The organism is Curtobacterium sp. ME12, from assembly GCF_903970855.1.
Classification (GTDB): Bacteria; Actinomycetota; Actinomycetes; order Actinomycetales; family Microbacteriaceae; genus Curtobacterium; species Curtobacterium poinsettiae_A.
This window is the reverse complement of sequence record NZ_CAJCKD010000040.1, coordinates 1-24,405: the sequence shown is the minus strand read 5'-3', so window position 1 is coordinate 24,405 and position 24,405 is coordinate 1. Positions and strand designations below refer to the sequence as shown.

Annotated in this window: 15 protein-coding genes; 10 read left to right on the top strand and 5 right to left on the bottom strand. The window is 70.0% G+C overall.

The annotated features are described in order from the left end of the window. Positions 1-9 precede the first annotated feature (9 nt). Together H7A73_RS15650 and H7A73_RS15645 are read right to left on the bottom strand one after the other, a co-directional pair. Complete coding sequence (locus tag H7A73_RS15650; protein ID WP_182066807.1) at positions 10-957, bottom strand: NUDIX hydrolase; 948 nt, start codon at positions 955-957, stop codon at positions 10-12. Continuing rightward, positions 954-3,119 carry an RNA degradosome polyphosphate kinase gene (locus H7A73_RS15645; protein ID WP_182066806.1) on the bottom strand — a complete coding sequence of 722 codons (2,166 nt, stop codon included), beginning with the start codon at positions 3,117-3,119 and terminating at the stop codon, positions 954-956. The genes H7A73_RS15650 and H7A73_RS15645 overlap by 4 nt, the downstream gene beginning before the upstream one ends. Before the next feature lie 207 nt (positions 3,120-3,326). Here H7A73_RS15645 and H7A73_RS15640 point away from each other — a divergent pair, with 207 nt between their 5' ends. The 7 genes from H7A73_RS15640 to H7A73_RS15610 all read left to right on the top strand — a co-directional run bounded on the left by H7A73_RS15640 (position 3,327) and on the right by H7A73_RS15610 (position 12,227). Then, the gene (locus H7A73_RS15640; protein WP_027466625.1) at positions 3,327-3,608 is read left to right on the top strand and encodes a hypothetical protein; all 282 of its coding nucleotides are present in this window, start codon (positions 3,327-3,329) and stop codon (positions 3,606-3,608) included. A gap of 107 nt (positions 3,609-3,715) precedes the next feature. Next, positions 3,716-9,130 carry a DUF6531 domain-containing protein gene (locus H7A73_RS15635; RefSeq protein WP_182066805.1) on the top strand — a complete coding sequence of 1,805 codons (5,415 nt, stop codon included), beginning with the start codon at positions 3,716-3,718 and terminating at the stop codon, positions 9,128-9,130. A 62-nt stretch (positions 9,131-9,192) separates the two neighbouring features. Beyond that, entirely contained in the window at positions 9,193-9,453 is a 261-nt protein-coding gene (locus H7A73_RS15630; RefSeq protein WP_182066804.1) for a hypothetical protein, read from the top strand. Positions 9,454-9,495: 42 nt separating this feature from the next. After that, positions 9,496-9,924 carry a hypothetical protein gene (locus H7A73_RS15625; RefSeq protein ID WP_182066803.1) on the top strand — a complete coding sequence of 143 codons (429 nt, stop codon included), beginning with the start codon at positions 9,496-9,498 and terminating at the stop codon, positions 9,922-9,924. 1,095 nt (positions 9,925-11,019) lie between these two features. Continuing rightward, the gene (locus H7A73_RS15620) at positions 11,020-11,298 is read left to right on the top strand and encodes a hypothetical protein (protein WP_182066802.1); all 279 of its coding nucleotides are present in this window, start codon (positions 11,020-11,022) and stop codon (positions 11,296-11,298) included. Positions 11,299-11,661: 363 nt separating this feature from the next. Further along, positions 11,662-11,943, top strand: a complete 282-nt coding sequence (locus H7A73_RS15615; RefSeq protein WP_182066801.1) for a hypothetical protein — start codon at positions 11,662-11,664, stop codon at positions 11,941-11,943. A 62-nt stretch (positions 11,944-12,005) separates the two neighbouring features. After that, complete coding sequence (locus H7A73_RS15610) at positions 12,006-12,227, top strand: hypothetical protein (protein WP_182066800.1); 222 nt, start codon at positions 12,006-12,008, stop codon at positions 12,225-12,227. 33 nt (positions 12,228-12,260) lie between these two features. Here H7A73_RS15610 and H7A73_RS15605 read toward each other — a convergent pair whose 3' ends face one another. Next, a complete protein-coding gene (locus tag H7A73_RS15605) occupies positions 12,261-12,854 on the bottom strand; it encodes a hypothetical protein (RefSeq protein WP_182066799.1) in 594 nt (197 codons plus the stop codon). A gap of 250 nt (positions 12,855-13,104) precedes the next feature. Here H7A73_RS15605 and H7A73_RS15600 point away from each other — a divergent pair, with 250 nt between their 5' ends. The 3 genes from H7A73_RS15600 to H7A73_RS15590 are packed head-to-tail and all read left to right on the top strand — an operon-like array spanning position 13,105 to position 21,588. Next, positions 13,105-15,864 (top strand): hypothetical protein, encoded by a 2,760-nt coding sequence (locus H7A73_RS15600; RefSeq protein ID WP_182066798.1) that lies wholly within the window; start codon positions 13,105-13,107, stop codon positions 15,862-15,864. Next, positions 15,861-17,279, top strand: coding sequence for a hypothetical protein (locus H7A73_RS15595; protein WP_182066797.1), 1,419 nt, complete (start codon positions 15,861-15,863; stop codon positions 17,277-17,279). Before H7A73_RS15600 ends, H7A73_RS15595 begins: the two co-directional genes overlap by 4 nt. Positions 17,280-17,316: 37 nt before the next feature. Continuing rightward, positions 17,317-21,588: an FtsK/SpoIIIE domain-containing protein gene (locus tag H7A73_RS15590; protein WP_182066796.1), complete on the top strand. Its 4,272-nt coding sequence runs from the start codon at positions 17,317-17,319 to the stop codon at positions 21,586-21,588. Between the two features lie 131 nt (positions 21,589-21,719). On the opposite strand, the gene H7A73_RS15585 is transcribed toward H7A73_RS15590, so the two are convergent. Both H7A73_RS15585 and mshD read right to left on the bottom strand, forming a co-directional pair. Further along, positions 21,720-23,738: a serine/threonine-protein kinase gene (locus H7A73_RS15585; RefSeq protein ID WP_182066795.1), complete on the bottom strand. Its 2,019-nt coding sequence runs from the start codon at positions 23,736-23,738 to the stop codon at positions 21,720-21,722. A gap of 48 nt (positions 23,739-23,786) precedes the next feature. Beyond that, positions 23,787-24,405, bottom strand: a 619-nt coding sequence (gene mshD / locus H7A73_RS15580; RefSeq protein WP_182066794.1) for a mycothiol synthase, incomplete at its 5' end; no start/stop codon positions are given.

Sequence of the window (24,405 nt, the reverse complement as noted above, 5' to 3'; positions counted from 1 at the left end):
GGTGGCTGGCTACGCCGGGATCGTGTTGCGGTGCGTCTCGACCGCGACGAGGGTGTCCCCGGCGATGTGCATGACGGAGAAGTCCCCGACGGACAGCATCGCGGCGCGGCGCAGGTCGAAGCGGCCGGAGTCGTCGGCGGTCGCGGTGGCGATCCGGGCGATGATGTCGGGCAGCACCGGGCCGTGCGAGCACAACACGGCGGTCTTGCCCTTGTCGAGCCGGCGCCGGACGACGCCCTTGACGTCTGCGGCTCCGCGGTCGTGGGCGTCCTGGCTGATGTCGGGGGTGCTCGAGACCCCGAGCTTCGTCGCGGCGGACAGCGGTTCGACGGTCGCGAGGCACCGCGCCGCCGTGCTGCTCACGATCTTCTTCGGGCCGAACGCCGCGACCGGTGCGGCGGCGGCCTTGGCCTGCGAGCGGCCGACCGGCAGCAGCGGACGGGTGGCGTCGGGGCCGTCCCAGTCCGAGCCTGGCACCGTCTTGGCGTGGCGCAGGGTGATCAGGGCGAACGTGCGGTGCTGCCCGGCGGCGGCGCGTTCGGCGAACCGGTCGAGGATCGCGACGTCCCGCTCGTACGTCAGGCGGTTGCGGGCGTCGTCGATGGTGACCCACTCGACTGCGGCGACCTCGTGGTTCGGCTGGAATGCACCGGCGCGGGCGTACTCCTTGGCCGAGACCCGGGCCGCCCAGTAGTGCACGACCTTGTCGCGGCCGTTCGGCAGCACGTACTCGGCGGTGCCGAGCGGTGCGCCGAGGTGGACGCGGTAGCCGGTCTCCTCGTCGATCTCGCGCACGGCGGTCGTCGGGACGGCCTCGCCCGGGTCCACCTTGCCCTTGGGCAGGGAGACGTCCTTGTGGTGGTCGCGGTGGATGAGCAGCACGAGGGGTGTGCCGTCCTGTTCGCGCCAGACGACCGCACCCGCAGCGACGACGGGGCCCGAGGGACCGCCGCTCACCGAGTCGAGCGCTTCCGGGCCGAGATCTTCCGCATGGTCACATTCTGCACGTCCTCGAGCGGACGGCCCGCATCGTCGGTGGAGTGCCGCGTCCACTCGCCGTCGGACTCCAGGTGCCACGAGCTGGCGGTGTCGGCCATCGCCAGGTCGAACATCTCCTGGATCTCGTTGATGTGGTCCGGGGCCACCAGCCGCACGAGCGCCTCGACGCGACGGTCGAGGTTGCGGTGCATCATGTCGGCGCTGCCGATGAAGACCGCCGGGTCCCCGTCGTTGTGGAACGCGAAGGCACGGGAGTGCTCGAGGTACCGCCCGACGATGCTCCGCACGCGGATGGTGTCGCTGACGCCTTCCATCCCCGGCTTGAGCGAACAGATGCCGCGCACCCAGATGTCGATCGGCACCCCGGCCTGGCTCGCCAGGTACAGCGCGTCGATGATCTGCTCGTCGACCATCGAGTTGACCTTGATCCGGATCCCCGAGGGCTTGCCGGCACGGGCGTTCGCCGCCTCGGTTTGGATGCGCTTGAGCAGGCCCTTCCGCAGGTGCAGCGGTGCCACGAGCAGGCGCTTGAACTTCTTCTCGATGGCGTAGCCGGACAGCTCGTTGAACAGGCGGGTCAGGTCCTTGCCCACGGTGTCGTCCGAGGTGAAGAGGCCCATGTCCTCGTAGATGCGCGAGGTCTTCGGGTTGTAGTTGCCCGTGCCGATGTGGCTGTAGTGCTTGAGCGTCCCGCCCTCTTGCCGGATGACGAGCACCAGCTTCGAGTGCGTCTTCAGCCCCACCAGGCCGTAGACCACGTGGACACCGGCCTTCTCGAGTTTCCGGGCCCAGGTGATGTTGTTCTGCTCGTCGAAGCGCGCCTTGATCTCCACCAGCGCGAGGACCTGCTTGCCGGCTGCCGCGGCGTCGATGAGCGCCTCGACGATGGGGCTGTCGCCGGAGGTGCGGTAGAGCGTCTGCTTGATCGCCAGGACGTTCGGGTCGGCGGCCGCCTGCTCGAGGAACGCCTGCACGCTCGTGGCGAAGGACTCGTAGGGGTGGTGGACCAGGACGTCGTTCGCCTTGATCGCACGGAACAGGTCGGGCTTCGTGTTCGGCTCGCCCGGCTGGAACTGCACCGGGGTCGTCGGCACGTGCTTCGGGTAGTGCAGGTCAGGACGGCTGATTTTCGCGATCTCGAACAGGCCGCCCAGGTCGAGCGGCGACGGCAGCCGGAAGACCTCTTCTTCGGTGATGTCGAGTTCGCGGACGAGCAGATCGAGGGTCACCGGGTCCATGTCCTCGGTGATCTCGAGGCGGATCGGCGGACCGAACCGGCGGCGCAGCAGCTCACGTTCGAGGGCCTGGATGAGGTTCTCGGCCTCGTCCTCCTCGATCTCGACGTCCTCGTTGCGGGTCACACGGAACACGTGGTGCTCGAGGACCTCCATGCCGGGGAACAGGTCGTCGAGGTGGTTCGCGATGAGGTCTTCGAGCGGGATGAACCGCATCCGGCCGGAGTTGTCGTCGGGGAGCTTGATGAAGCGGGAGAAGTTCTGCGGCACCTTGAGGCGCGCGAACTCCTGCCGCTGCGACTTCGGGTTGCGGACCCGCACGGCCAGGTTCAGCGAGAGCCCGGAGATGTAGGGGAACGGGTGCGCCGGGTCGACGGCCAGGGGCATGAGCACCGGGAAGATCTGCTCATTGAAGTACTCCCGCATCCGCTGGCGGTCGGCCTCGTCGAGGTCGGACCAGTGCTCGATGTGGATGCCCGCGGCATCGAGGTCCGGCTTGAGCGACCCGATGAACGCCTGGGCGTGCCGGTCCTGCAGCTCGTGGGCCTTCTTCGCGATGTCCCGCAGCACGTCACTGGGGGCACGGCCGACGTTGGTCGGGACGGCGATGCCGGTGTCGATGCGGCGCTTCAGGCCGGCGACGCGGACCATGAAGAACTCGTCGAGGTTGGACGCGAAGATCGCCAGGAAGTTCGCACGCTCCAGCAGGGGCTGCGTGCGGTCTTCACCGAGCTCGAGCACGCGCTGGTTGAACCGCAGCCAGCTGAGCTCACGGTCGAAGTAGCGGTCCGTCGGCAGCGACTCGTGCTCGATCTCGACGACCTCGTCGAAGTCGTCGAGGTCGGGTGCGACGGATTCGCCGTCGAGCTGCGGTTCGGTGTCCATCCCCACATCCTGCCACCCGGCCCCCACGGTCGGAGGGGCCTCGGTGGCCGCTGTGGAAACCCGTGGTGAACCGTCGGTGTGTGGAGGAAACGTCACGGTATGCGGACGGTGACATCTCCCCGGCTTCGTGGGTATGGTGGGCCGTGTCAGAGCCTCCGGGGGGATTCCACTGCGCGGGGGTGCAGCTACGAATGAAAGAGGTTCATCATGTCGCGTGTCCTTTCGACCGAGCAGGCCAAGACCGCCATCCGTCAGGTCCAGTCGATCATCAACGGTGGTTTCACCGACCAGATCTCGCAGCTCGACGCCCAGGGCCGGATCCTGTCCGACTCGAACGTCTGGGACGGCCCGCTCGCGGCGACGTTCCGCGGGTCCACCTGGCCGGAGACCAAGGCTGCTCTCGACAAGGCGAAGACCGAGCTCGAGCAGCTCCGCACGCAGCTCGACAAGATCTCGCAGGACATCTTCACCGCAGGTGGCGGCGCGTAAGCACCAGCCTGTTCCCGCCCGGACCGTCGCACTCGCGGCGGCCCGGGCGTTCGCGGTCGGTGGGGCCGCTTCACCAGCACGACCAGCACGATCTCGGGGGATGAACCATGGTGGACCTGCACGGCAACGAGCCGGTCAAGTTCGACAACGGCACGGCCGATGCGCTCAGCACGGCGCTGAACGGCGCGGCCGAGTCGATCGAGGGGCAGGCCGGTTCACGGCAGTCCTACGTCAACACCGCTTCGCAAGACTTCCGCGGGCACTTCTCGGAGCTCTTCGCGCAGAACGCCGGTACCGCGAAGAGCGACGCCGAGGACATCGCCACGAATCTCCGCACCGTCGCTGGCTGGGTCGACGAGATGAAGGCGGCCGCCGAGCGCGAGAACGCCCGTCGCAAGACCGCCCGCGACTGGTACGCCGAGAACGGTGATCGGAACTTCTTCGAGTGGGTGCACGACAAGGTTGCCGGGGCACCCGAGCCGCCCAAGGTCGAGCACGAAGACCCGCCGACCTTCGCGCCGGCGAGTGCCAAGTCGACCACACGCCAGACCCCGAACCCCGGTGCGGGTGGTGGCGGTGGCGGCGGGACCTCCTCGGCCAAGCCGGAGGACCTCCGGTCGTTCGCCACCGGGTCGAAGGCACTCAACAGCGCCCTCTCCGGGAAGCCTGCCGCCCTGCGCGGAAAACTCTCCGACTTCGCGACCAAGTGCTCGTGGGGGACGATCAACGCCGACGGCCTCGTGACGGCCTTCGACAAGTGGCTCGATGCCAACGACCAGGACGTCAGGTGGGCGACCACCATCGCCGACGCCTTCGCGGCTGCCGGGGGCGAAGGAGCCGTTTCCACGGTCTCCGATGCTGCGCTCGCCGCCGCGCTCGCCGCCGCCGGCGTCTCGCAGACCCGCACCGATCTGCAGTTCGAGCCGCCCACTGCCTACGGCGCTCAGCCCACCACCGGCTTCTCGATGGACCCGGTGAACACCACGACGGGCAACTTCCTCGAGCCGGAGCTCGACCTGGCGTTCACCGGTGCATCTGCGGCGTTGCAGGTGACCCGCATGTACAACTCCCTCGACCAGCACGTCGGGCTCTTCGGACCGGGGTGGGCGTCGATCCTCGAGACCCGCCTGCTCCTCGACGACGAAGGTGCGTCGTTCGTCGGCGCCGACGGCCGCCAGGTCCGCTTCCCGCGCGACGGAGACGGCTGGGCCCGTGGCGTCGGCGAGAACCGCTGGCTCGCGGACGAGGGCGACCGGCTCGTCGTCCGCGACAACCAGGGCGAACGCATCGACTTCTCACCGTCCGGGCTGTGGCTCGGACAGCGCGGCGGCTCGGGTACCGCGGTCCGCGTCGAGCGGGACGCCGACGACGTCGTCGTCCGTCTGGTGCACGAGCGTGGTCGCTCGATCGACGTCGACCACGTCGACGGCCGGGTGGCGGTGCTCCGCGCCTCCGACGGCCGCCGGGTCGAGTACGGGTACGACGATCGCGGCCGACTCGTCTCGGCGACCGACGCCGTCGGCACCCGGACCTACGGCTGGAACGACGACGACCTGATCACGACGGTCACGAGTGCGGCCGGCGTCGTCGAGGTCGACAACACCTACGACGACCAGCGTCGCGTGGTCGAACAGATCAGCCCGCACGGCCGTTCCGTGCGCTTCGCGTACCTGCCCGGCCGCGTCACGGTGGTGTCGGACCACGACGGCTCGCGGTCGAACTCCTACATCGCCGACGCCAAGGGGCGTCTGGTCGGGGTCATCGACTCCGACGACCGACGCCAGTCGATGAGCTACGACCGGCACGGCAACCTGGTGTCGGCGACCGAGCGCGACGGGTCGGTGACCGTTCACGCGTACGACGACCGCGGCCGGAAGACCCGGACCGTCACGCCCTCCGGCGGCGACCTGACCTACGGGTACGACGACCAGGACCGCGTGACGACGGTCGTCACCGAGGCCGGTGCCGTGGTCACCTACGAGTACGTGGGCGACGATCGCGACCCGTCGGTCATCATCGACCCGGTCGGCGGCCGGACGGAACTGACCTGGCAGGACGGCTCCCTCACCCACGTCGTCGACCCGACCGGCGTGGTCCTGACGCTTTCCCACGACGCGTTCGGTGAGCTCGTCTCGACCACCAACGCCGTCGGCGACACCGCTCGGATCGAGCGCGACGACGCCGGGCACCCGGTCGCCGCGATCAGCCCATCCGGTGCTCGGAGCGAGTACCGCTACGACGCCGCCGGGCTCCTCGTCGAACGACGCGACGCCGACGGAGCAGTCTGGCGCTTCGAGTACACCTCGGGTGCCCGAATCGCCGCGATCACGGACCCGCTCGGAGCACGCACGACGCTCGAGTACGCCCCCAACGGCGAGCTCGCGACCACGACCGACCCGCTGGGTCGCCGCGTCTCGCGGACGTTCGACGACCAGGGGAACCTGGCGGAGTTCGCATTGCCGGGCGGCGCGGTCTGGACGTTCGCGCACGACGCCTTGTCGCGCCTCCAGGCCGTCACCGACCCCACCGGCGCGACCTGGCGTCGCGAGTACGACGTCGTTGGCGAGCTGACGGCGACCGTCGACCCGACGGGCGTCCGCCAGGAGTTCTCGGACGACGTCGCGACCGGCGTCGCGACGCTGCGCGACGCCTTCGACACCGCGACCGTCCGGTTCGACGAGTACGGCCGACCCGTCGAGTCCACGTCCGACGAGACCGGTTCCGAACTCATCACCTACGACGCCGCCGGTCGTCCCGTCGAACTGGTCGACGGCGAAGGCGGACTGACCCGGCTCGAGCGTGACCTCGCGGGCCGCGTCATCGCGTTGGTCACGCCCTCGGGCGCGCGCTCCACGTACGAGTACGACGCCTGCGGCCGTCCCGCCGCAGCCACCGACGCCGCGGGGGCGCGGACGACGCTCACCTACGACGCGGACTCCCGAGTCGTGGCCCGGACCCTGCCCACCGGCGAGGTCGAGGAGATCACGTACGACGCTGTCGGACGCGTGGTCTCGCAGACGACTCCGGGTTCCGGCACCGCGCGGTTCCGGTACGACCAGGCCGGGAGGCTCGTCTCCAGCCACGACGCACGCTTCGGTCGTCGTCGGTTCCGCTACGACGCCGCCGGGCAGCTGATCCAGGTCGTCAACGGTCTCGACGGGGTCACCTCGTTCGAGTACGACGAGCGCGGGCGCCTGGTGACGATCACCGACCCTGTCGGCGGGACCACTCGACGCGAGTACGACGACGCCGACCACGTGGTCGCTGTCACCGATCCGCTCGGACGGACGACCACGGCGGCCTACGACCCGGCCGGGCGTCAGATCCGCCAGACGGATCCCGACGGCCGCACCACGGAGTGGACGTACGACGCAGCCGGCCGCCAGCGGGCCGTGCTCGTCGACGGTGCGGTGCAGTCGGAGATCACCCGCGATGCCGTCCACCGCACCGTCGTCGTGTCGGACCACACCCGTGGTGCAGGCCGGACGATCGAGCACGAGCTCCAGCACGACCGCCGTGGCCTGCTCGTCCGCCGAGCCCGCGGCGACCAGTCCGTCGCGTGGGAGTACGACGCCGACGGCAACCGCACTGCTCGGGTCGACCCGAACGGAACCCGCACCACCTACCGGCGCGACGCCGTCGGCCGCGTCGTCGGAGTGGACCGTGACGGCACCGCTGCCGGCGCGTTCACCTACGACGCCTCGGGTCGTATCGTCCAGGCGGCCACGGGCGACCTGGTGCAGTCGTGGTCGTACGAGGGAGGCGCCCTCGTCGCGCACACCTCGACCACGCTCGACGGTGCCACCAGCACGCGGATCGAGCGCGATGCCGATGCGCGGATCACCGCGGTCGACGGAGCGTCCGGAGCGGTGTCGTACGAGTACGACGCCGCCGGGCAGCTCGTGCGCGCCGGGGACTCGACGTGGGCCTACGACGACGGTGGGCGACTCGTCGCCGAGACCGTCGGCGGTGTCGAGACGCGCCACGAGTACGACGCTGCCGGACAGCTCATCGCGACGACCACCGAGGCCGGCCGCACCGAGTACGTCCACGACGGTCTCGGCCGCCGCATCCGGCGGACCGCAGCCGATGGTTCGACCACCGAGTACGCATGGTCCGATCTGGGGTACCTCGCTGCCGTCGTCGACCGCGACGCTTCGTACGCCGAGACCGGTCGGCTCGACGTCTGGGTCGACGCGCTCGGAGAGCTCGCCGAGGTGGGTGGGGTCGCCGCCTGGTGGGACTCCGCCGCGGTCGTGCCGTCACTCATCAGCATCGCCGAGACGTCGCTGCTCGATCTGCCCGGTGGTGTCACCGCCATCGGCGATGCCGTGACGCAGCCCGCTTGGCGCAGTGCTCGCGCGACCGATGCTGCGGACCCGTGGGCTGCGCTCGCTGCCGTCACCGACGTCCGGCTACCCGCGGGGGTGACCTTGACCGGCTCCGGTGGGGTGTCCGTCGCGGGGCTGGAGTGGCTCGGGGCCCGCGTGTACGACCCTGCGGCGCGGGGCTTCCTGTCGGTCGACCCGCTCGCGCCGATCCTGGGTGCTGCGTGGTCTGGGAACCCGTACTCGTACGCCGGCAACGACCCGATGCATGCTGTGGACCCGCTGGGGCTGAAGCCGGCAACGGACGCGGACATGCAGGCCTACCGGGATGCAAATCAGGGGTTCATCTCGTCGGCAGTGAACTGGACGAAGGACAACTGGGAGTACATCGTCGCGGGGGCGGCGATCGTGGCCGGGGTTGCGCTGATGTTCACCGGGGTGGGTGGTGTTGCAGGCTTGGCGCTGCTCGGAGCATCTGGTGCTCTGATGAGTGGCGGCATCTCGGTCGCGTCCCAGAAGGCCCCGACCGGACGCGTCGACTGGGGGGAGGTCGGCAAGGAGACTGCGATCGGCGCTGTGACGGGCATGGTCGGTGGCGGAACCGGCGCCGCGTTCACCCGGGGCCTCGGGTCAGGGATACTCAAGCGGGCGGCCGCCGGCGCCGGTTCCGGAGCGACTGAGGGAGGCGCGACAGGACTTGCGGACTACGCAACCTCGCCGGGGCCGCACACGGTCACCGGTGCGCTCGGGGCGATAACTTCTTCCGCAGTCGTCGGCGCAGCTACAGGAGGTGCGACTGCTGGAGGGCCGAAGTGGCTCAACTTTGACGACACAAAGAAGTTTGCTGGATGGTCATACCACATGGGTCACGTTGATGAGAGCACCGTGCTACACCGGTCGGGTGACATCGACGGCCGTCACACCGGAAACTGGTGGTCAACGGATGCGCCAACGAGCATCGAGAAGGTCCGGAGTGAGAAGGCGCTTCCAGAGACATGGCCGGGCGGAAACGATTCAAAACAAAACTCGGGGTTCACGGCGCGATTCGACCAAAAGATGCCTGCGTATCGAGGATTTGCAGCACCTCAGCGTGATTTGAACGGTTCTGTGTACCGGGGCGGGGGAAATCAGACATATGTCCCAGACGGATGGTCCCATGCCGATGTCATCAACAGCTGGCCCTTGGCTCCGTAGAAGGATGGATGATGTCAAGAAGAAATGATCGGCGCGACAGGGTGGTGACTCTAAGTCGACAAATGGCCGCATTCTTGGGGCGCATGGATATGCATTCAGCGCAATCCTTCTACCTGCAGCATGCCGACGCATTGAGTGCGGAAGAGACCATGCTGGGGCGGAGGCGAATCTATCGCACGATCTATTCAGCGGCGAATACGGGAGCAGGAGGGATGAGCGATCTCTACGTGACCAAACCAGACGGGACCGGCGATGTGCCTGCGACCAAGGCCTTTGAAGCCTGCCTCCACGCGCTGCTGAAGGAAACTCGTACGTTCCCGTGATGGTTTTGGCCCTACGTCGCTCCATGACGAGAGGTGTACTGATTGAGCGAGCCAGCCGCCGCACCGAAGCCCCCGAAGAAGGGGAATCGGAGGGCTTGGGTCATCCTGGCTGTCTGGGCTTTCGGCGTCGTCGTGTCGCTCGTAGTGCTGCTGGTATGGCCGTATTGGATGAGCGCGTACGACGAAACGCACCGGAGAACCATCTCCTGCAGCGTCTCCAGCACAGAGGTTTACGCCGGGTCCACGGTGAGTCGTACTGGTTTGGGGGCACCGTTCTCCTACGTGAAGGTAGAGACACGAGACTGCGGTGTCTTCATCTTGCAGGGAGTGAGAAAGTCCTCACAGGAGCGCGTTGCGCGGGATTTGTCCGGAGGCGGGACGTTCCAGTTCTCGGTCGGCGCATCCTCGTGGTGGTTCCGAGATGCGCTCCAGGTGATAAATCGGTATCCGACGGCCTTCGAGTACAAGTGATGAGTTGCAGCCGTAAGGATCGCACTGTTGGAGGGTTCATCCAGACTGGAGCCACCGGATTCGCTACCGGCGCGGCTGTCAGCGTTGGTTCGTCTCGACTTTGGGGGGGGGGCTCATTCGGCCCGACGAGCGGCCGGCATGTGATGCTTCCCGAGCCCAGCGGTCGACACGTCTTTGTTCCTGAGCACGCGGTGCGCGGGTCGACGGCGGCGTGCAACACGATCACGTCAGAGGCCATTGATCGGTCTGCTGGAGCGGGTGGTGCTGTCTTGAACGATGTCCTCACCGGGAAGGATCCAGGTGACTACATGAAGGATGCCATCAACGGCGCCGTTTCAGGCGCAGGCGGGCCTACAGATGGTCTCCACGCCCGCTGATGAGAAACACTGGAAATCAGGAGTCGTAGTTGACGAAGTCGGCGCTCGACCGAACAACGCAGAGAAAGCTTGCGCGTAGGAGGAGGGTCTTAGCTTTCATTGTCCTGGTGTTTGTCGTCCTGTTTCCATTGCTCGGCGTCTTCGTCGGGCCGATAACGTTGACGGCGTACGACGCGGGACATCGGGTTCGCCCGATCTGTACCATCAGCTCGGCGCACAGCAGCGTTGATTCGTCTCGTTCATTGAAGGGCGTTGGATCGTCGACATCTCAGGTTGTGTTTGAGACTTCAGATTGTGGGACGCTCGTGTTGCAGTGGGGTGTCACGCGTGACAACGAGGACAAAATTGCCCAAAGCGTGGACAAGGGAGGGCGCTACAGATTCAATGTGGGCGAAGGGTCTTACAATATGCGAGAGTTCTTGAACACGATTCGTCAGGCCGTATATGTGAAGAGCTTCGAACCTGCTTGAGTTCCACTTCCTCCTTCTGGATCGGCTTCGTCAATCAGGCCATTTAGCTCTGCCTGCCGGGACCGCGCCTTTGCGATTGAGCGCGTTGCACAGGATAGGTGCAGAGGTGGGGCGTTCCAGTTTTCGCTTGGCGCATCTTCGTGGTGTTCCGAGGTGCGCTCTAGGCGACGAATCGGTATCCGACGGCCTTCGAGTGCAAACAATGACGTGTGGCAGTCGATGGCCGCTTCAAGCGGTGGAGACAAGGCATGAAGAATCAGGGCACTGGCGAATGTGGTGGGCGACGAGAGAAGGAGAGCGTACCCGTGCCGAATACGGAGATCCGGCTTGGGGTGGACATCGCCCGGCGGCGTGCGTCCGCGGTGGAACTAGGCGAGCGCTACCGATTTACGGTCGGTGCGGGCTCTTTCAAGCTGCGTTCCGGCCTCAAGATCCTGAAGGTGGCGCCGGAGATCTACAGCTACGCCGCAGTGGCCGCCTCGGAGGTTCCTCGGCGTGGATCGCGTGACAGCCCAAACGACGAGTGAGCCGGAGCGGTGATGTTGAGACGAAGGAGAACACGGGACGAGGTCATCGCGCTGTGCAACGAGGTAGCCGGATTTCTCAGTCGAATGGAGGCTCGTGAGGCGGAGGGCTTCTACCTCCGTCAGGCCGAGGCGGTCCGCGTCGAGGAAGCGTGGCTTGCTCGGCGGCGGATCTACCGAAGGATCTACTCCGCGGCGAACTCGGGGGCAGGGGGCATGGGTGACATGTTCGTGGTCACGCCTGACGGCGCGGGCGATGTCCCTGCGACCGAAGCGTTCCAGCGGTCACTCTCCGCGCTGCTGCGGGCGACGCGCACCTTCCCGTGATGGACTCGTTGTTCCAGCGCTGAAGGGGCACGGCAGAAGATGACATTGTCGGAATTGCTCAAGCAACTCGACGATCACGCCGTCGAGGACGCCGCGTCGGCTGTCCAGATAGCCGCCGTACGATCTGTCCTCATTGCCGCATTCGAGCAGGCGCCCGACCATCCGGCGTACCGCAGCGGGATACAGGGAGCCGCCCGCCTTGTTGCCGACACCTGGCCCTACAAGAGCGAGCTGGGGGCGCTGGTGCTGGCCTTTTCCGAAGCTGTGCGACGCGACATTGGCCCGCACCGCACGACGGACACCGGGGCTGCAGTCGATTGATCCAGGACTGAACAACTCGCACCGTCAGCTCCGCGCACAGTCTTGCGGGGTCGTCTCACTGCGTGAAGGGCATCGGCTCGTTGACGGCGCAGGTCGTGTTCGAGACGTCCGACCGCGGGGCGCTCGTGCTGTCTGGGCTGCGGATCGCGACAAGAGGAGGACCTGGCCGAGGGGAGCGCTACCGGTTCGACGTCGGCGAGGGTTCCTTCACTATGCGGGCGTTCCTGAACACGATCCGCCAGGCCGTGTACGTGATGAGCTTCGAGCCCGCGCGAACACGGTAGGTCCGTCTGCCCAGTGCCGCAGCAGTACGCCGCTCAGCGTCCGAAGGCCCTCACGAACTCGCCCCACTGCGCAGGCGCACGCTGCTCGAGCCATGCGCAGAGCTCGGGGTAGGCGGCGTCGATCGACAGGACGCTGATCACGCCGCGTTGGCCGTTCACCTTGATGTCGAGCCCGCCGAACCGGTTGGTGGTGGGCCGGATGCGCTTGATCGCCGCCGGGTCGACGGTCCGCGCGGCACGGAACATCGGCGTCACGACCAGCTGCGAGTCGTACGCCTCGACGCGACGGCGCTTCTGCCCGACGCCGAGGTAGACGAACAGGAGCCCGAACAGCACCATGCCGACGCCGGCGATGAGCATGCCGATCGCGTCGGGGTCGTCGAGCAGGGTGAGCGTGGCCAGGAAGAAGAACCCGCCGACGACGATGAAGACGATCCCGATGATCCGGAGCAGCAGGTAGCTGAACCGGCGAGCACGGACGGTGAAGAGCACGCCGTACGCCTCGTCGCCCACGATGGTGGACGGTGGCCGCTTCCGGTCGTTTTGACGGACGAGCGCGCTGACGGCGGCCGGGATTGCGACCATCGCCGCCAGGGCTATCACCACCGGCGACAGGTTGATGTTCACTGGTCCGCCCCCGTTCGTGCGTTCGTGCGCCGTCGTTCAAAGGGCGTGACGCCCTGGTCCCCCTGGATCATGCGTGCAGAGTATCAGCGGGCTGTGGCCAGGGAAGGGCCCGCCCGCGGATGCTCTATGTTGGATTTCAGTAGCGAGCTGTGGCCCGAACGGGGGTGGCTCCCGGGGAAGACCAGCCCGGACCCGACGCCGTTCAGCAACTAGCATCGATGTGCTCGACGATTCTCTTGGGGGGAAGACCGTGATCAACCAGCGTGCCGGGAACACCGGAGCACGAAGCACCACTCGCAGGCTCGTAGGGGCGGTCGCCGTCACCGGCGTCGCCGCGCTGGTGCTCGCCGGGTGCACGTCCGACGACAAGCCGGTGGCTGACCCGTCACGGATCCTGCAGACCGTCGACACGCGCCTCGCCGCGGACGGCTCGATCACGTCGATCTCGGACACCGCGATCTCCGTCGCAGGCAAGGACTCCTCGTCCGCGACGACCGAGCACGACCCCGCGAAGGCGGCGAGTGACCTGCCACTGCGCATCACGACGCAGTACTCGACCAAGAAGAAGACCGGCACGGACCTGGCCGACCTCGACGGGTACTCGGGTCGGGTGTCGATCGACCTGACGATCGAGAACCTGACGGTCACGTCGAAGAACCTGACCTACGACGTCGCCGGCACGTCGCGTTCGACCCCGGCACTCGTGGGCGCGCCCTTCAGCATCGCGGCGTCGACCGTGCTGGCGGGGACCGCCGCCGACCGCGTCGTCACGGACTCCGCCGACTCCGGCTCGTCGACCGACGGTGTCGTGAGCACCAACGGGGACGGCGACGCGGTCGTCCAGTGGGGCCGGTTGCTCGCTCCGCCGACCTCCGGCGCGAGCAGCACGCTGCACCTCGTCGCCGACGTCGAGGACTTCACCGCGCCGACCATCGACGTCGCCGCGCAGCCCGGGCTGTCCACGGACCTGTCCTCCACGGGCGTCGTCAACGCGGCCTTCGGGTCCGACAGCGACTCCGAACTCGCGCTCCAGCGCCGCACGATCGACCTGATCTCGCAGGTGAACGAGGTGCTGGCGCGTGCCGGTGGCACCATCACCGAGGTCCGGTCGAACCTCGAGACGACGTCGGAGACCCTCGGTGTCAGGACGGCGGAACGCCTGAAGGAGAGCAGCTCCTCACTGGCCAGCACGATGCAGTCCCTCTCCGGACAGCTCGGCTCCCTGAACAGCGACCTCGGCACCACGGTCAAGGCCACGCAGTCGACGGTGTTGCAGCAGCTCCAGCAGACGACGACGAGCCTCGATGGCCTGCTCGGCGACACGTCTGCGACCGCGCCGGCAACGGTGCTCGACGGCAACGGGTGCGCGGCGACGCCGAAGACCCCGTCCGCCGGAGGCAGTGTCTACGGCAACCTCCTCCGCGTCTCGGCGCAGCTCACCGGCTACGCCGACGCCAGCGAGGCGTGCAAGCAGCAGGTGAGTGCGCAGCTGGCGGGATCCGTCGGCCCGGCGTCGCCGGATGCGGCGACGTGCGCCCCTCAGGAGGCCCGTGGTTCGTTGACCTGCGCGCTCTGGGAGTCGTCGCGTGCGGTGAGCACCTCGTTGATCGGCCTGGTCAGCACCGGACAGCAGCTCGCCGACCAGCTCGACCCCAAGCTCGCCGACACGGCGATCGAGCAGTCCGACGCCCTTCGCGCCAAGCTCGGCGAGATCGACACCGCGGTGCAGGCCCTCGGCGCCGACGGCACCGGTGAGGTCGCCCGCACCCTGCAGGCGCTGCAGGACCTCCGCGACCAGACCGCCGACGACCTCGGCCCCGTCCGCGACGCCGTCACGACGGTGAACCGGCAGGCACTCGCAGCGCGCGGGCTGGTGGGCAACGCCGGGGACGGTCTCTTCAGTACCTCGATGCAGGCGCAGAACCGCGAGGTCGCGGACCAGCTCTGTGCCCTGGCGGCGACCGACCAGCTCGACGCGGAGCAGGCGGATGCGCTTCGTGGGTACCTGACCGCCACGCCGTGCCCCGGCGCTGAAGAGGGCACCACGCTGCAGCCCGGTGGCCGCTTCGACACCCCGATGGACGAACGCCTGACTGACCAGGCGGAGCAGTGGGACGCGGTGGTCGCGGCGACCGACCTCCGCTCCGAGACCGGGATCGGTGCCGCGGTCACGACGCTGTCCGACGACATCGACGCGCTCGACGACGGCATCGCCGAGGTCCGCCGGGCGGTGCGCAACGACGATGGTTCGGTCGAGGGAGCGGCGCAGGAGCTCCGGGAACTCGTCGAGCAGGCGACGAAGTCGAGCGCCGTGGTCGGGACGCAGCTGACGGCGATCAGCACGCAGCAGACCGAGCTGCAAGACGCCGTCCGCAAGGCCTTCGCCGACGCATCGACGCAGTCCGAGAAGGACGTCCAGAAGATCATCGACCAGCAGGTACGGCGGGTCAGCGAGACCGCGAAGGGCAGCCGTGACGCGGTCATCTCGGCCTTCGACAAGTCGATTGCCGGGCTCCGGTCCACCTCGGGCGAGGTCACGAAGGACTCGAAGGGCACGATCGACGAGCAGCGCGGGACGCTCGAGCAGGAAGGCTCGGAGCTCTCGTCCGCCGTCGACCGTCAGACGGCCTCGAGCCTCGAGCAGATCGCCGCGAGCACGAGCGCCTCGACGCGCGACGTGCAGGGCGCCTCGACGCTGCTGACCGGCGACCTCAACCGGGTGATGCTCGACCTGGGCGACCGCAAGGTCAACGGCTCCGGCATCCTCGGGGCGATGGCGACGAGCGCGGCGAAGTCCGACTCCGCGGACTACCAGCTCGCCCTGGCATCGCAGAACGCCGCGGGGTACGCGAACGTCCGCGCCGAGGACGTCGCCGGGATCCTGCTCCAGCAGGAACAGTTCCGAGCCTCCCTCGACGCCGCCACGACGTTGCCCGCCTTCCAGCTCAAGGTGCCGGCCAGCGCGACCTCGACCACGCTGTACACCTTCCGGATCGGGGCGGACCGATGAGCGACCAGGCGATCGACGAGACCGATGGCACCGAGGCGGGACGTCCGCGCAACCGACGTCCGCTGGTCATCGCCGCCATCGCGGTGCTCCTGATCGCCGCGGTGGTCGCCGCCGTCCTGACCTTCCGGGCGATCGGCGGCAGCACGCCGGCCGAGGCGGTCCCGGCCACGGTGCCGGTGGAGATCACCGTCAAGCACGTCCCCGACACCACGAAGATCGGCGTCGTCGTCACCCTGGGTGACGGTGAAGGATCCGAGTGGAACGAGGCGGCACAGGGTGCCCTGGTCGCCGAGCGACGACTGGCACTCGGCGGGACCGACATCACCCTCGTCACGAAGAACGACGGCGGGACGTCCGCGGGGGCGAAGACCGCGGTGGCGTCCCTGGCGAAGAGCGGCGTCGCGGGCATCGTCGTCGCGTCCTCCGGCAAGCACGTCTCCGGAGCGCTGACGGCGGCGGCCGAGCAGCACATCCCGGTGGTGGTGCCCTACGCCTCGGCCGAGAAGGACTCGTGGTCGACCGCCCCGACCGCCGAGTCGATCGGCGCCGCGATGACGACGGCGCTCGGCGACGCGAAGTCGCCGCTCCTGGTGGACCTCGGCGGTGGTGCGCCCGCAGGCCTCCGCGTGGCGCACGTCCTCGACGGCGACGACACCGCTGACACCGCTGAGCTCGCCGCGACCATCGCCTCGCGGACCGGTGCGACCGCCGCAGACGACGGCAGCGACGAGGCCTCGGCCGAGGCCGCGGACACCGATCCGAAGGCCGCGCCGGACTCGGACGCTGTCGTCGTCAGCGGGTCCGCGCAACGTCAGGGTGCCCTGGTGGCGGCGCTGCAGGCAGCAGACGTCACCGTGCCGGTCGTCCTCACCGCGGACGCGACGAGTCCCGCCTTCGGCGCCGCACTCGTCGATGCCGGCGGCAGCCTGAGCGGCTCCTTCCGCACCGTCGGGGTGGCCGCCGACGACGCACGCGCGCTCTCCTCGGACGCCGAAGGTCGGGCGATGTCCGCGTTCCTCGGTGGGGTCCGGGTGCTCGCCGACGATCCCGACGCCCAGAACCTGACGGGCGACCGGCCGTTCTCGGCCGTGGCCGGCGCAGCGGACTCCCGCAGCCACGATGCCGTCGTCGCCCTGGTCCGCGCGGTCGGCAAGGCCGGCAGCACGGAGCCGTCCGACGTGACCGATGCCCTCGCCGCGCTCGACCTCGACTCCGCAGCGGGCATCGCCGGTCCGGCGCTCGACTTCACGCGGCAGCAGGCGCTCGATGCGTCGGCGACGGTGTTGGCGGCCTCGGCGCAGCCACTCGGGCTCCGACCGGACACCGCGTCGAGCGGCGCCGGCGGCGACGACTCCGGATCCGATGCCGCACAGTCCACCGCACTGGTGTGGTTCGAGGACTCCACCGCACGCTGACCCACCCACGCACAACCCCGAGAAGGACACCGCGAGCATGCGCCTGCTGATCGAGCTCGACGACCGACGTGAAGCGGTCGAGGTCGACGGGTGGTCTGGCGCGTCCTCGCTGGGGGAGCTCATCGCGGCGGCGATCGGTGTCGAGCTCGCGGCCGAGACGACCCTCGCGGTCGACGGCCACCGCACCAGCGCGGGCACCCCGCTGCGTGACCTCGTCCTGCTCGAGGGGTCCCGCATCGGCCGCGCACCGCAGGAGCGGCCGCAGACGATCGACGGGTGGAGCGTCACCCTCGCCGGCGGACTCGACGCGGGTCTCGTCGTACCGGCCCCGCGCAGCCGGGAGCTCGTCGTGGGTCGGGCACCGCAAGCCGATGTCGTGCTGCCCACCGAGAGCGCTTCGTGGGAACACTGCACGATCGAGCACGAGGACGACGGGGTCCGGGTGCGCGACGCAGGTTCGACGAACGGCACCGTGATCGCGGGTGAGCGCATCGACGCTGACGGCGTGCTGCTCACCGGCACCACGAGCGTCATCGTGGGCGGAGCCGTGCTGCTGGTCCGGCCGGCGCTGGACGAGGTCCCCGTGCCGGCAGCGGGGTCGCTGGCCAACCTGACGCCCGCGGCGACCGCGCCGTTCAACCGCCCGCCCCGTGCCGGGCGGAACACCGAGACCGAGACCGTCGACCCACCCGCCAAGCGCGAGGTCCCGCAGGCCTCGAAGTTCAGTTGGATCACCGTCGCGGCGCCACTGGTCCTCGCCGGCGCGATGGTGCTCCTGCTCGGCGACGCCCGGTTCGCCCTGTTCGCGCTGCTGTCGCCGGTCACCGCGATCGGCATGTGGTTCGAGCAGAAGCACCGTCGGGCGAAGAACCTGAAGGAGGAGGACACCCGCTTCGCCGAGGCGGTGGAGTCCTTCCGCGGCGAGATCGCCGAGGCGGCGGCGGTCGAGGCCGCCCGTCGGCAGGAACTCGTCCCCGACCCGGCCACCGTCGTCCGCCGGGCCGAGCTCCCCACCACCCTGCTGTGGCAGCGGCGCTCCGAGGACGCCGACTTCCTGAGCCTGCACGCCGGCACCGGTGACGCACCGTGGCGCCCCGAACTCGATCAGCGGGCGGCGTCGTCCAAGCTCGAGGACGAGGCGAAGGCCGCCATCGCCGACAGCCGCCTCACCGCTGCGCCCGTCGTGGCGGACCTGTCCGACGCCGGCGTCGTCGGGATCGTCGGCGACCGCGAGGGCGCGCTCGCACTGGCGCGGAGTCTGCTCACGCAGGCCACCGTGCACTGCGGGCCCGCGGACCTGACGGTGGGTGTCTTCTGCGACGCCGGCCGCGCGGACGACTGGGGCTGGGCCTCCTGGCTGCCGCACGCGCGCGTGGCGGGGAGCACCAACGGTGCCCGCTGGATGTCGGCGCAGCGCGACCAGAGCGCCGCGATGCTCCGGGGTCTGCGGGAGTCGCTCGACGAACTCCCGACCCCGAACCTGCTCGTCGTGGTCGACTCCGAAGTGCTCACCGAAGGCCGCGACGCACCTGCCCGGAACCTGCTCGGCGAAGGCCGCACCGTGCCCGGACAGTCGCTCCGTCCCGGCGAGCTGCCCCGACGGGTGAGCGGCATCGTCGTCGCGACCAACGAGCAGCAGCTCCCCGCAGCCTGCACGACGATCATCACGGTCGGTGCCGACGCCGCAGCGACGGTCTACCGGCCGGAGGACCGGACCCGCGTCGAGGACGTCGTGCTCGCCGGCCTCAGCGCCGAGACGGCCGAACGGAGCGCCCGCAGCGTGGCGCACTTCGACGATCCCGAACTGCTGGTGCCGGGTGCGTCGCTGCCGTCGCTCGTCCGCCTGCCGGAGCTGCTCGCGGGGGACGACACGGTCGTGCGAACCCCGACGGGCACGAGCCCCGCCGATGCGATCCGCGCGGCCTGGGACGCCCGCACCGGCTTCTCGACCCCGATCGGGTCGTCGGAGAGCGGCGTCCTCGAGATCGACCTCGTCCGCGACGGACCACACGGCCTGGTCGGTGGCACGACGGGTTCGGGCAAGAGCGAGTTCCTGCGGTCACTGGTTGCCGGGCTCGCTGCGCGGAACGACCCGACTCGCCTGAACTTCCTGCTCGTCGACTTCAAGGGCGGGGCCGCGTTCGCCGCCTGCGAGCGGCTGCCGCACACCATCGGCACGATCAGCAACCTCGACGAGCAGCTCGCCGACCGGGCGATCCGGGCGCTCGAGGCCGAGCTCGAGCGACGGCAGCGGGTGTTCGCCGCGGCCGGGGCGGACATCGACAACCTCGACGCCTACCTGGCGACGAAGCCGGACGAGCCGATGCCGCGCCTGCTCCTCGTGGTGGACGAGTTCGCGATGCTGGCGAAGGACTTCCCCGACGTCCTGACCTCGCTCGTCGCCGTCGCCGCGGTCGGGCGCACACTCGGCGTCCACATGATCCTGGCCACCCAGCGGCCGGCCGGCGTGGTGAGCGAGGACATCCTGGCGAACACGAACATGCGCGTCGCGCTGCGGGTGCAGAGCCGCGAGGACTCCACCAACGTGATCGGGGTCCCCGCCGCCGCCGGCATCGGTCGCCAGCAGACCGGTCGCGCCTACGTGAAGCTCGGTCAGGACGACATCACCCCGGTGCAGACAGCCCTCGTCACCGGCCGCGCCCGTGACGAACGCGCCGAGCAGCCGGTGTCGGTCCGGCCGACGAACGTCTTCGGCGTTCCGGCACCGGTGCCCGCCCCGGCCCAGACGGCGTCCGACGTGACCGACCTCGACCTGCTCATCGACTCGATCGGGCAGGCGAACGCCGCCGCCGGCCACGCTCCGCCGCGCCCGATCTGGCCCGAGGCACTCGGCGACCGCGTCGAGCTGGGTGCGCTGGCGGCAGCCGACGACGCCGGCACGTCGCGGACGGTGCCCGTCGCCCTGGCGGACGACCCCGACCACCAGCGTCAGGTCACCACCGGATGGGATCTCGACGAGGGCAACCTCATGCTCATGGGCATCCCCGGCAGCGGGACGAGCACCGCGCTCGCCACCCTCGCCCTGCAGCTCGCCGCCGCGACGAGCCCGGACGACCTCGACCTGCTCGTGCTCGACATGGGTCCAGGGGACATCGCTCCACTCGCCCGGCTGCCGCACACCACCGCCTACGTCGGCTCCGGGGCCGGCGCGGGGGAGTTGCAGGCGCGGTTCCTCCGCCACCTGCGCGTGGAGCTCGAGCGCCGCCGTGCCACTCCGGGCGGCCGCCGTGCCGTCGTGTTGATCGACGGTCTCGCGGCACTGCGCGACGAGTACCAGGACTTCGAGGGCCAGCTGCTGCTCGACGCCCTGTACCGCGTCTACGCCGAGGGGCCTGCGCTGGGCATCTCGTTCGCCGTCTCGACGACTCGGGCCAAGGCCGTGCCGTCCGCGATGGACGAAGTGACCACCCAGAAGTGGATGTTCCGCCTGGCGGACCCCTACGACTATGCCTCGATCGGTGTCCGCCCCAAGGACGTCCCACCGCCGGTGCCGGGTCGCTTCATCGACTCCGTCCTGCGCCTGCAGTCGCACGTGGCGACACCCGACGTCCCGCTCGCGCAGGCGGTCGAGCGCCTCGCGGAACGCTGGTCCGGCACCGCCCCGAAGGCGAGTGCGGTCGGCCGGCTGCCCGACGCTGTCCTGGTCGACGAACTCGGCGCAGGTGCGGTGTTCGCCGGCGAACCGTGGCGGCTGCCCATCGGGATCGCGGAGGACGACCTCCGACCAGCAGCACTCGAGGTCTACGACGGCGAACACGTGCTCGTCGCGGGCCCGGCCCGGTCCGGCAAGTCGACGGCGTTGCTGGCGCTCGCTGCACTCGCGCGTGCGGCCGAGGGGGTGCGGCCCGCGGTCTGGGCGATCTGCGATCGCCGCTCGCCCCTCGCCTCCGGTTCGTTCGACCGCATCGCCGTCGGGGCCGACGAGGTCCCCGCACTGCTGGCCGGGCTGCGGCTCGAGCGCGGTCCGGTCCTGCTGCTCATCGACGACGCCGAACGCTTCGACGACGGCGACCAGGCGATCGCCACCCTGCTCGCGACGGAGCGTCCCGGTCTGTGCGTGGTCGCCGCCGGGCGGTCCGCCGACCTCCGGTCGCTCTACAGCCACTGGACCCGCGCCGTCCGCAAGTCGCGGTGCGGTGTGCTCCTGCAGCCGGACGTCGACTACGACGGCGAGCTGCTCGGCGTCACCCTCCCGCGCCGTGCACCGGTCGCGATGACCGTGGGTCGCGGCTACGCGTCGTCCGGCGGGGCCGTCCGCCTGGTCCAGACCGCGTCCGCAGGCAGCTGACCCAACCGGCTCACGGACTGGAGGCCCGTGGCGACGCCGCCACGGGCCTCCAGTCCGTCTGCTGGTCACGCTCAGTCGCGCGATGGACGCGCGCTATGGACGCGCGCGATGGACGCGCGCGACGGACGCGCTCAGTCGCGCGTCGTGATCCCGAAGGGCGAGCTCTCGAGGTTCGTGAAGTTCCCCACCGTCGCCCGGACGGTGCACGATGGGGCGACGGAGAGTGCGGTCACCACGAGGCCGTCCGACGACACCGCCAGCGCGCCCGAGCAGCCGTCGGCGAACCGCACGCCGGACTCCCCTCCGGCAACGTCGACGAGCATCTGCGACGGGCGTCCGCTGCTCGGACTGCGGTAGAGCGGGTTGAGCTCGTCGGCACCGTTCGGCCAGACCGGCACCAGGGTCACCGGCAGTGCGGTCTGGCTGACCGTCCGGTCGGGTGTCCGGACCTCGACGCCCTGCAGCCGCTGGACGGGGTAGGCGGTCCCGCGCACGGCGTCGTCGGTCACGGCTGCGGTGGTCGCCTCGCCGACGCCGTCGAGCCAGGTCTGCAGCGCTGCGCCGTCCTTGACGGAGGAGAGCGGCACCGAGGCCTCGACCGTGACGTCTCCGCCGGCGGGGACCTCGACGCCGGACAGGCTCCACGCGCACGCGGTGTCCACGCCGGTCAGTGACGGCTGGTTGCGCTTCGCGGTGATGCCCTCGCCGGACCAGGTGACGGCGGGGCAGGAGGCTCCCGAGCGAGCACCCGGCAGCACCTCGAGGAACGGTCCGCTGAGGGTGGCCGCCTGCGCCGCGTACGTGACGCGCAGGTCCACGGTGCCCTTCGCCGGGTCGATGGTGGCGCGCCGTGTGGTCGCCAGCCCGGTGGGCAGTGGCCGGTCCTGCTGGTAGGCGTTGGCTGCCTCTGCGGTCGCGGTACCGGTGCCCGGCGTCTTCCGGAGGGCCCCGGGCAGCCACACGACGCCACCGACGACCAGCGCGGCGACGAGCACGACGCCGATGCCGCCGAACAGGAGCGCACGGTCGGTCAGCCACTCGGGGCGCCCGAACCGACGCGTCGGTTCGGGCGCAGCGGCCGGTGCGGCGGGCAGCGGCTGCCGCGCCATCGGCCGGATGACGGTCTGCGACCCGGCGGGGCCGAGCTCCGGGGCCGGCCCGACGACCGCTGCGTCGTCCCCGGTGGCGGTGGTCCGGGATCCCGTCGCGTTCTCGGGACGGACCCCACGGACGACGGTCGCCGGACGCTCGACCTCGTCGAACGAGTCCGGGTCGCTGGAAGCGGCCAGCGCGGGTGCCGACGCGAGGGAACGGGCGAGCCGACGCAGGGTCGCCGCAGCGTCCGCAGCGGACGGACGGGCGTTCGGGTCCTTCGCGAGCAGCGCGGACACCGCCGACCACAGGGCATCGGGCACGTCGAGCGGCGGCGGGTTCGAGGTGACGTGCCGGTAGGCCACGGCGAAGTCCGTGCCCGGGCCGGCGAAGGGTGTGCGGCCGGACAGCAGCTCGTAGAGCATGACCCCGGCGCCGTAGACGTCGGCGGCCGGGCCGGAGCGGCCGTGGCTGATCGACTCGGGCGCCATGTACTGCGGTGTGCCGAGGAGTCCGGTGGTCGTGCGTTCGCGTTCGGCGACGACCGACGCGATGCCGAAGTCGGTGACCCGGACGTCGCCGGTGGCGCCGGGAGCCCAGGTGGTCTGGAGCAGGACGTTGTCGGGCTTCACGTCACGGTGGGTGACGTCCTGCTCGTGCGCCGCGGTGAGTGCGTCGAGGGTCTCGGCGGTGATCGTCAGGGCGTCCCGCGGCAGGAGCGGACCGTTCGACGCGAGCAGGTCGCGGGCGGACCCACCCGGCACCAGGTCCATGACGATCGCGAGCCGGTCGCCCTCGACGACCAGGTCGCGGACGCGCACGATGGACGGGTGCTGCAGGGCGAGGAGCACCGAGCGTTCGCGGACGAAGCGCTCGACGATCTGCGGGTCGGCGGCGAGCTCGGCACGCAGGAGCTTGGCCGCGAAGGCCTCGCCGGTCGCGGAGTGCTCGACCCGCCAGACCTCTCCGGTGGCGCCGGTGCCGAGGAGCTCGACCAGTCGGTAGGACGCACCGAGTGGTTCGCCCTGGCCGTACTGCCCTTGCCGGTCCTGCGCCACGCGTTCCCCGATCCCCCCGTTGGCCGACCCCTCGCCGACCACGCAATGTTACCGGCCGGCGGCCTGCTCCGGCGCCGCGTACTGCACGTCGATCGCGTGCTGCGTGAAGCCCGACCGCCGGTACAGCGCCAGCGCCGGCTCGTTGTCCCCCTCGACGTACAGGGCGGCGGCGGTCAAGCCGCGGCCGCGCAGCCGAGCGGTGCCCGCGCGCATCAGCACACCGCCGAGGCGCTGCCCCTGCAGGTCGGGCCGCACGGCGACGGCGTAGAACTCGCCGATGCCGTCCTCGACCTTGAGCCAGCACGAGCCGGCCAGCTGCCCGGAGGCATCGCGGAGCAGCAGCAGGTCCTCGCCGGAGAACCAGGCGTCGGCCTCGCGTGCGTGCAGGTCGTCGAGCGTCATCCTCCCCTGCTCGGGGTGGTGCGCGAAGGCGGCGGCGTTGAGCGCGAGCCAGGCTGTCTCGTCGTCGGTGCCGGGGCGGAACGCGGACAGGCTGTACCCGGCCGGCACGTCGACAGACGGGGCGCCGGCCTCGTCGATCGGCGCTCGGAGCTGCAGCAGCGTGCGGACCGCACGCCAGCTGAACCGGTCGGCCAGCGCCCGTGCTGCCGGGTGGTCCCCGTGCGCCCAGGCGAGCCGAGGAGCGGCCCCGCCGCCCAGCGCGAGT

Excerpts from the sequence above, each read along its gene's own strand:
- H7A73_RS15615 (WP_182066801.1), top strand. The coding sequence starts at position 11,662 with ATGACATTGTCGGAATTGCTCAAGCAACTCGACGATCACGCCGTCGAG.
- H7A73_RS15620 (WP_182066802.1), top strand. The coding sequence starts at position 11,020 with ATGAAGAATCAGGGCACTGGCGAATGTGGTGGGCGACGAGAGAAGGAG.
- H7A73_RS15640 (WP_027466625.1), top strand. The coding sequence starts at position 3,327 with ATGTCGCGTGTCCTTTCGACCGAGCAGGCCAAGACCGCCATCCGTCAG.
- H7A73_RS15595 (WP_182066797.1), top strand. The coding sequence starts at position 15,861 with ATGAGCGACCAGGCGATCGACGAGACCGATGGCACCGAGGCGGGACGT.
- H7A73_RS15630 (WP_182066804.1), top strand. The coding sequence starts at position 9,193 with ATGGCCGCATTCTTGGGGCGCATGGATATGCATTCAGCGCAATCCTTC.
- H7A73_RS15645 (WP_182066806.1), bottom strand. The coding sequence starts at position 3,119 with ATGGACACCGAACCGCAGCTCGACGGCGAATCCGTCGCACCCGACCTC.
- H7A73_RS15590 (WP_182066796.1), top strand. The coding sequence starts at position 17,317 with ATGCGCCTGCTGATCGAGCTCGACGACCGACGTGAAGCGGTCGAGGTC.
- H7A73_RS15635 (WP_182066805.1), top strand. The coding sequence starts at position 3,716 with ATGGTGGACCTGCACGGCAACGAGCCGGTCAAGTTCGACAACGGCACG.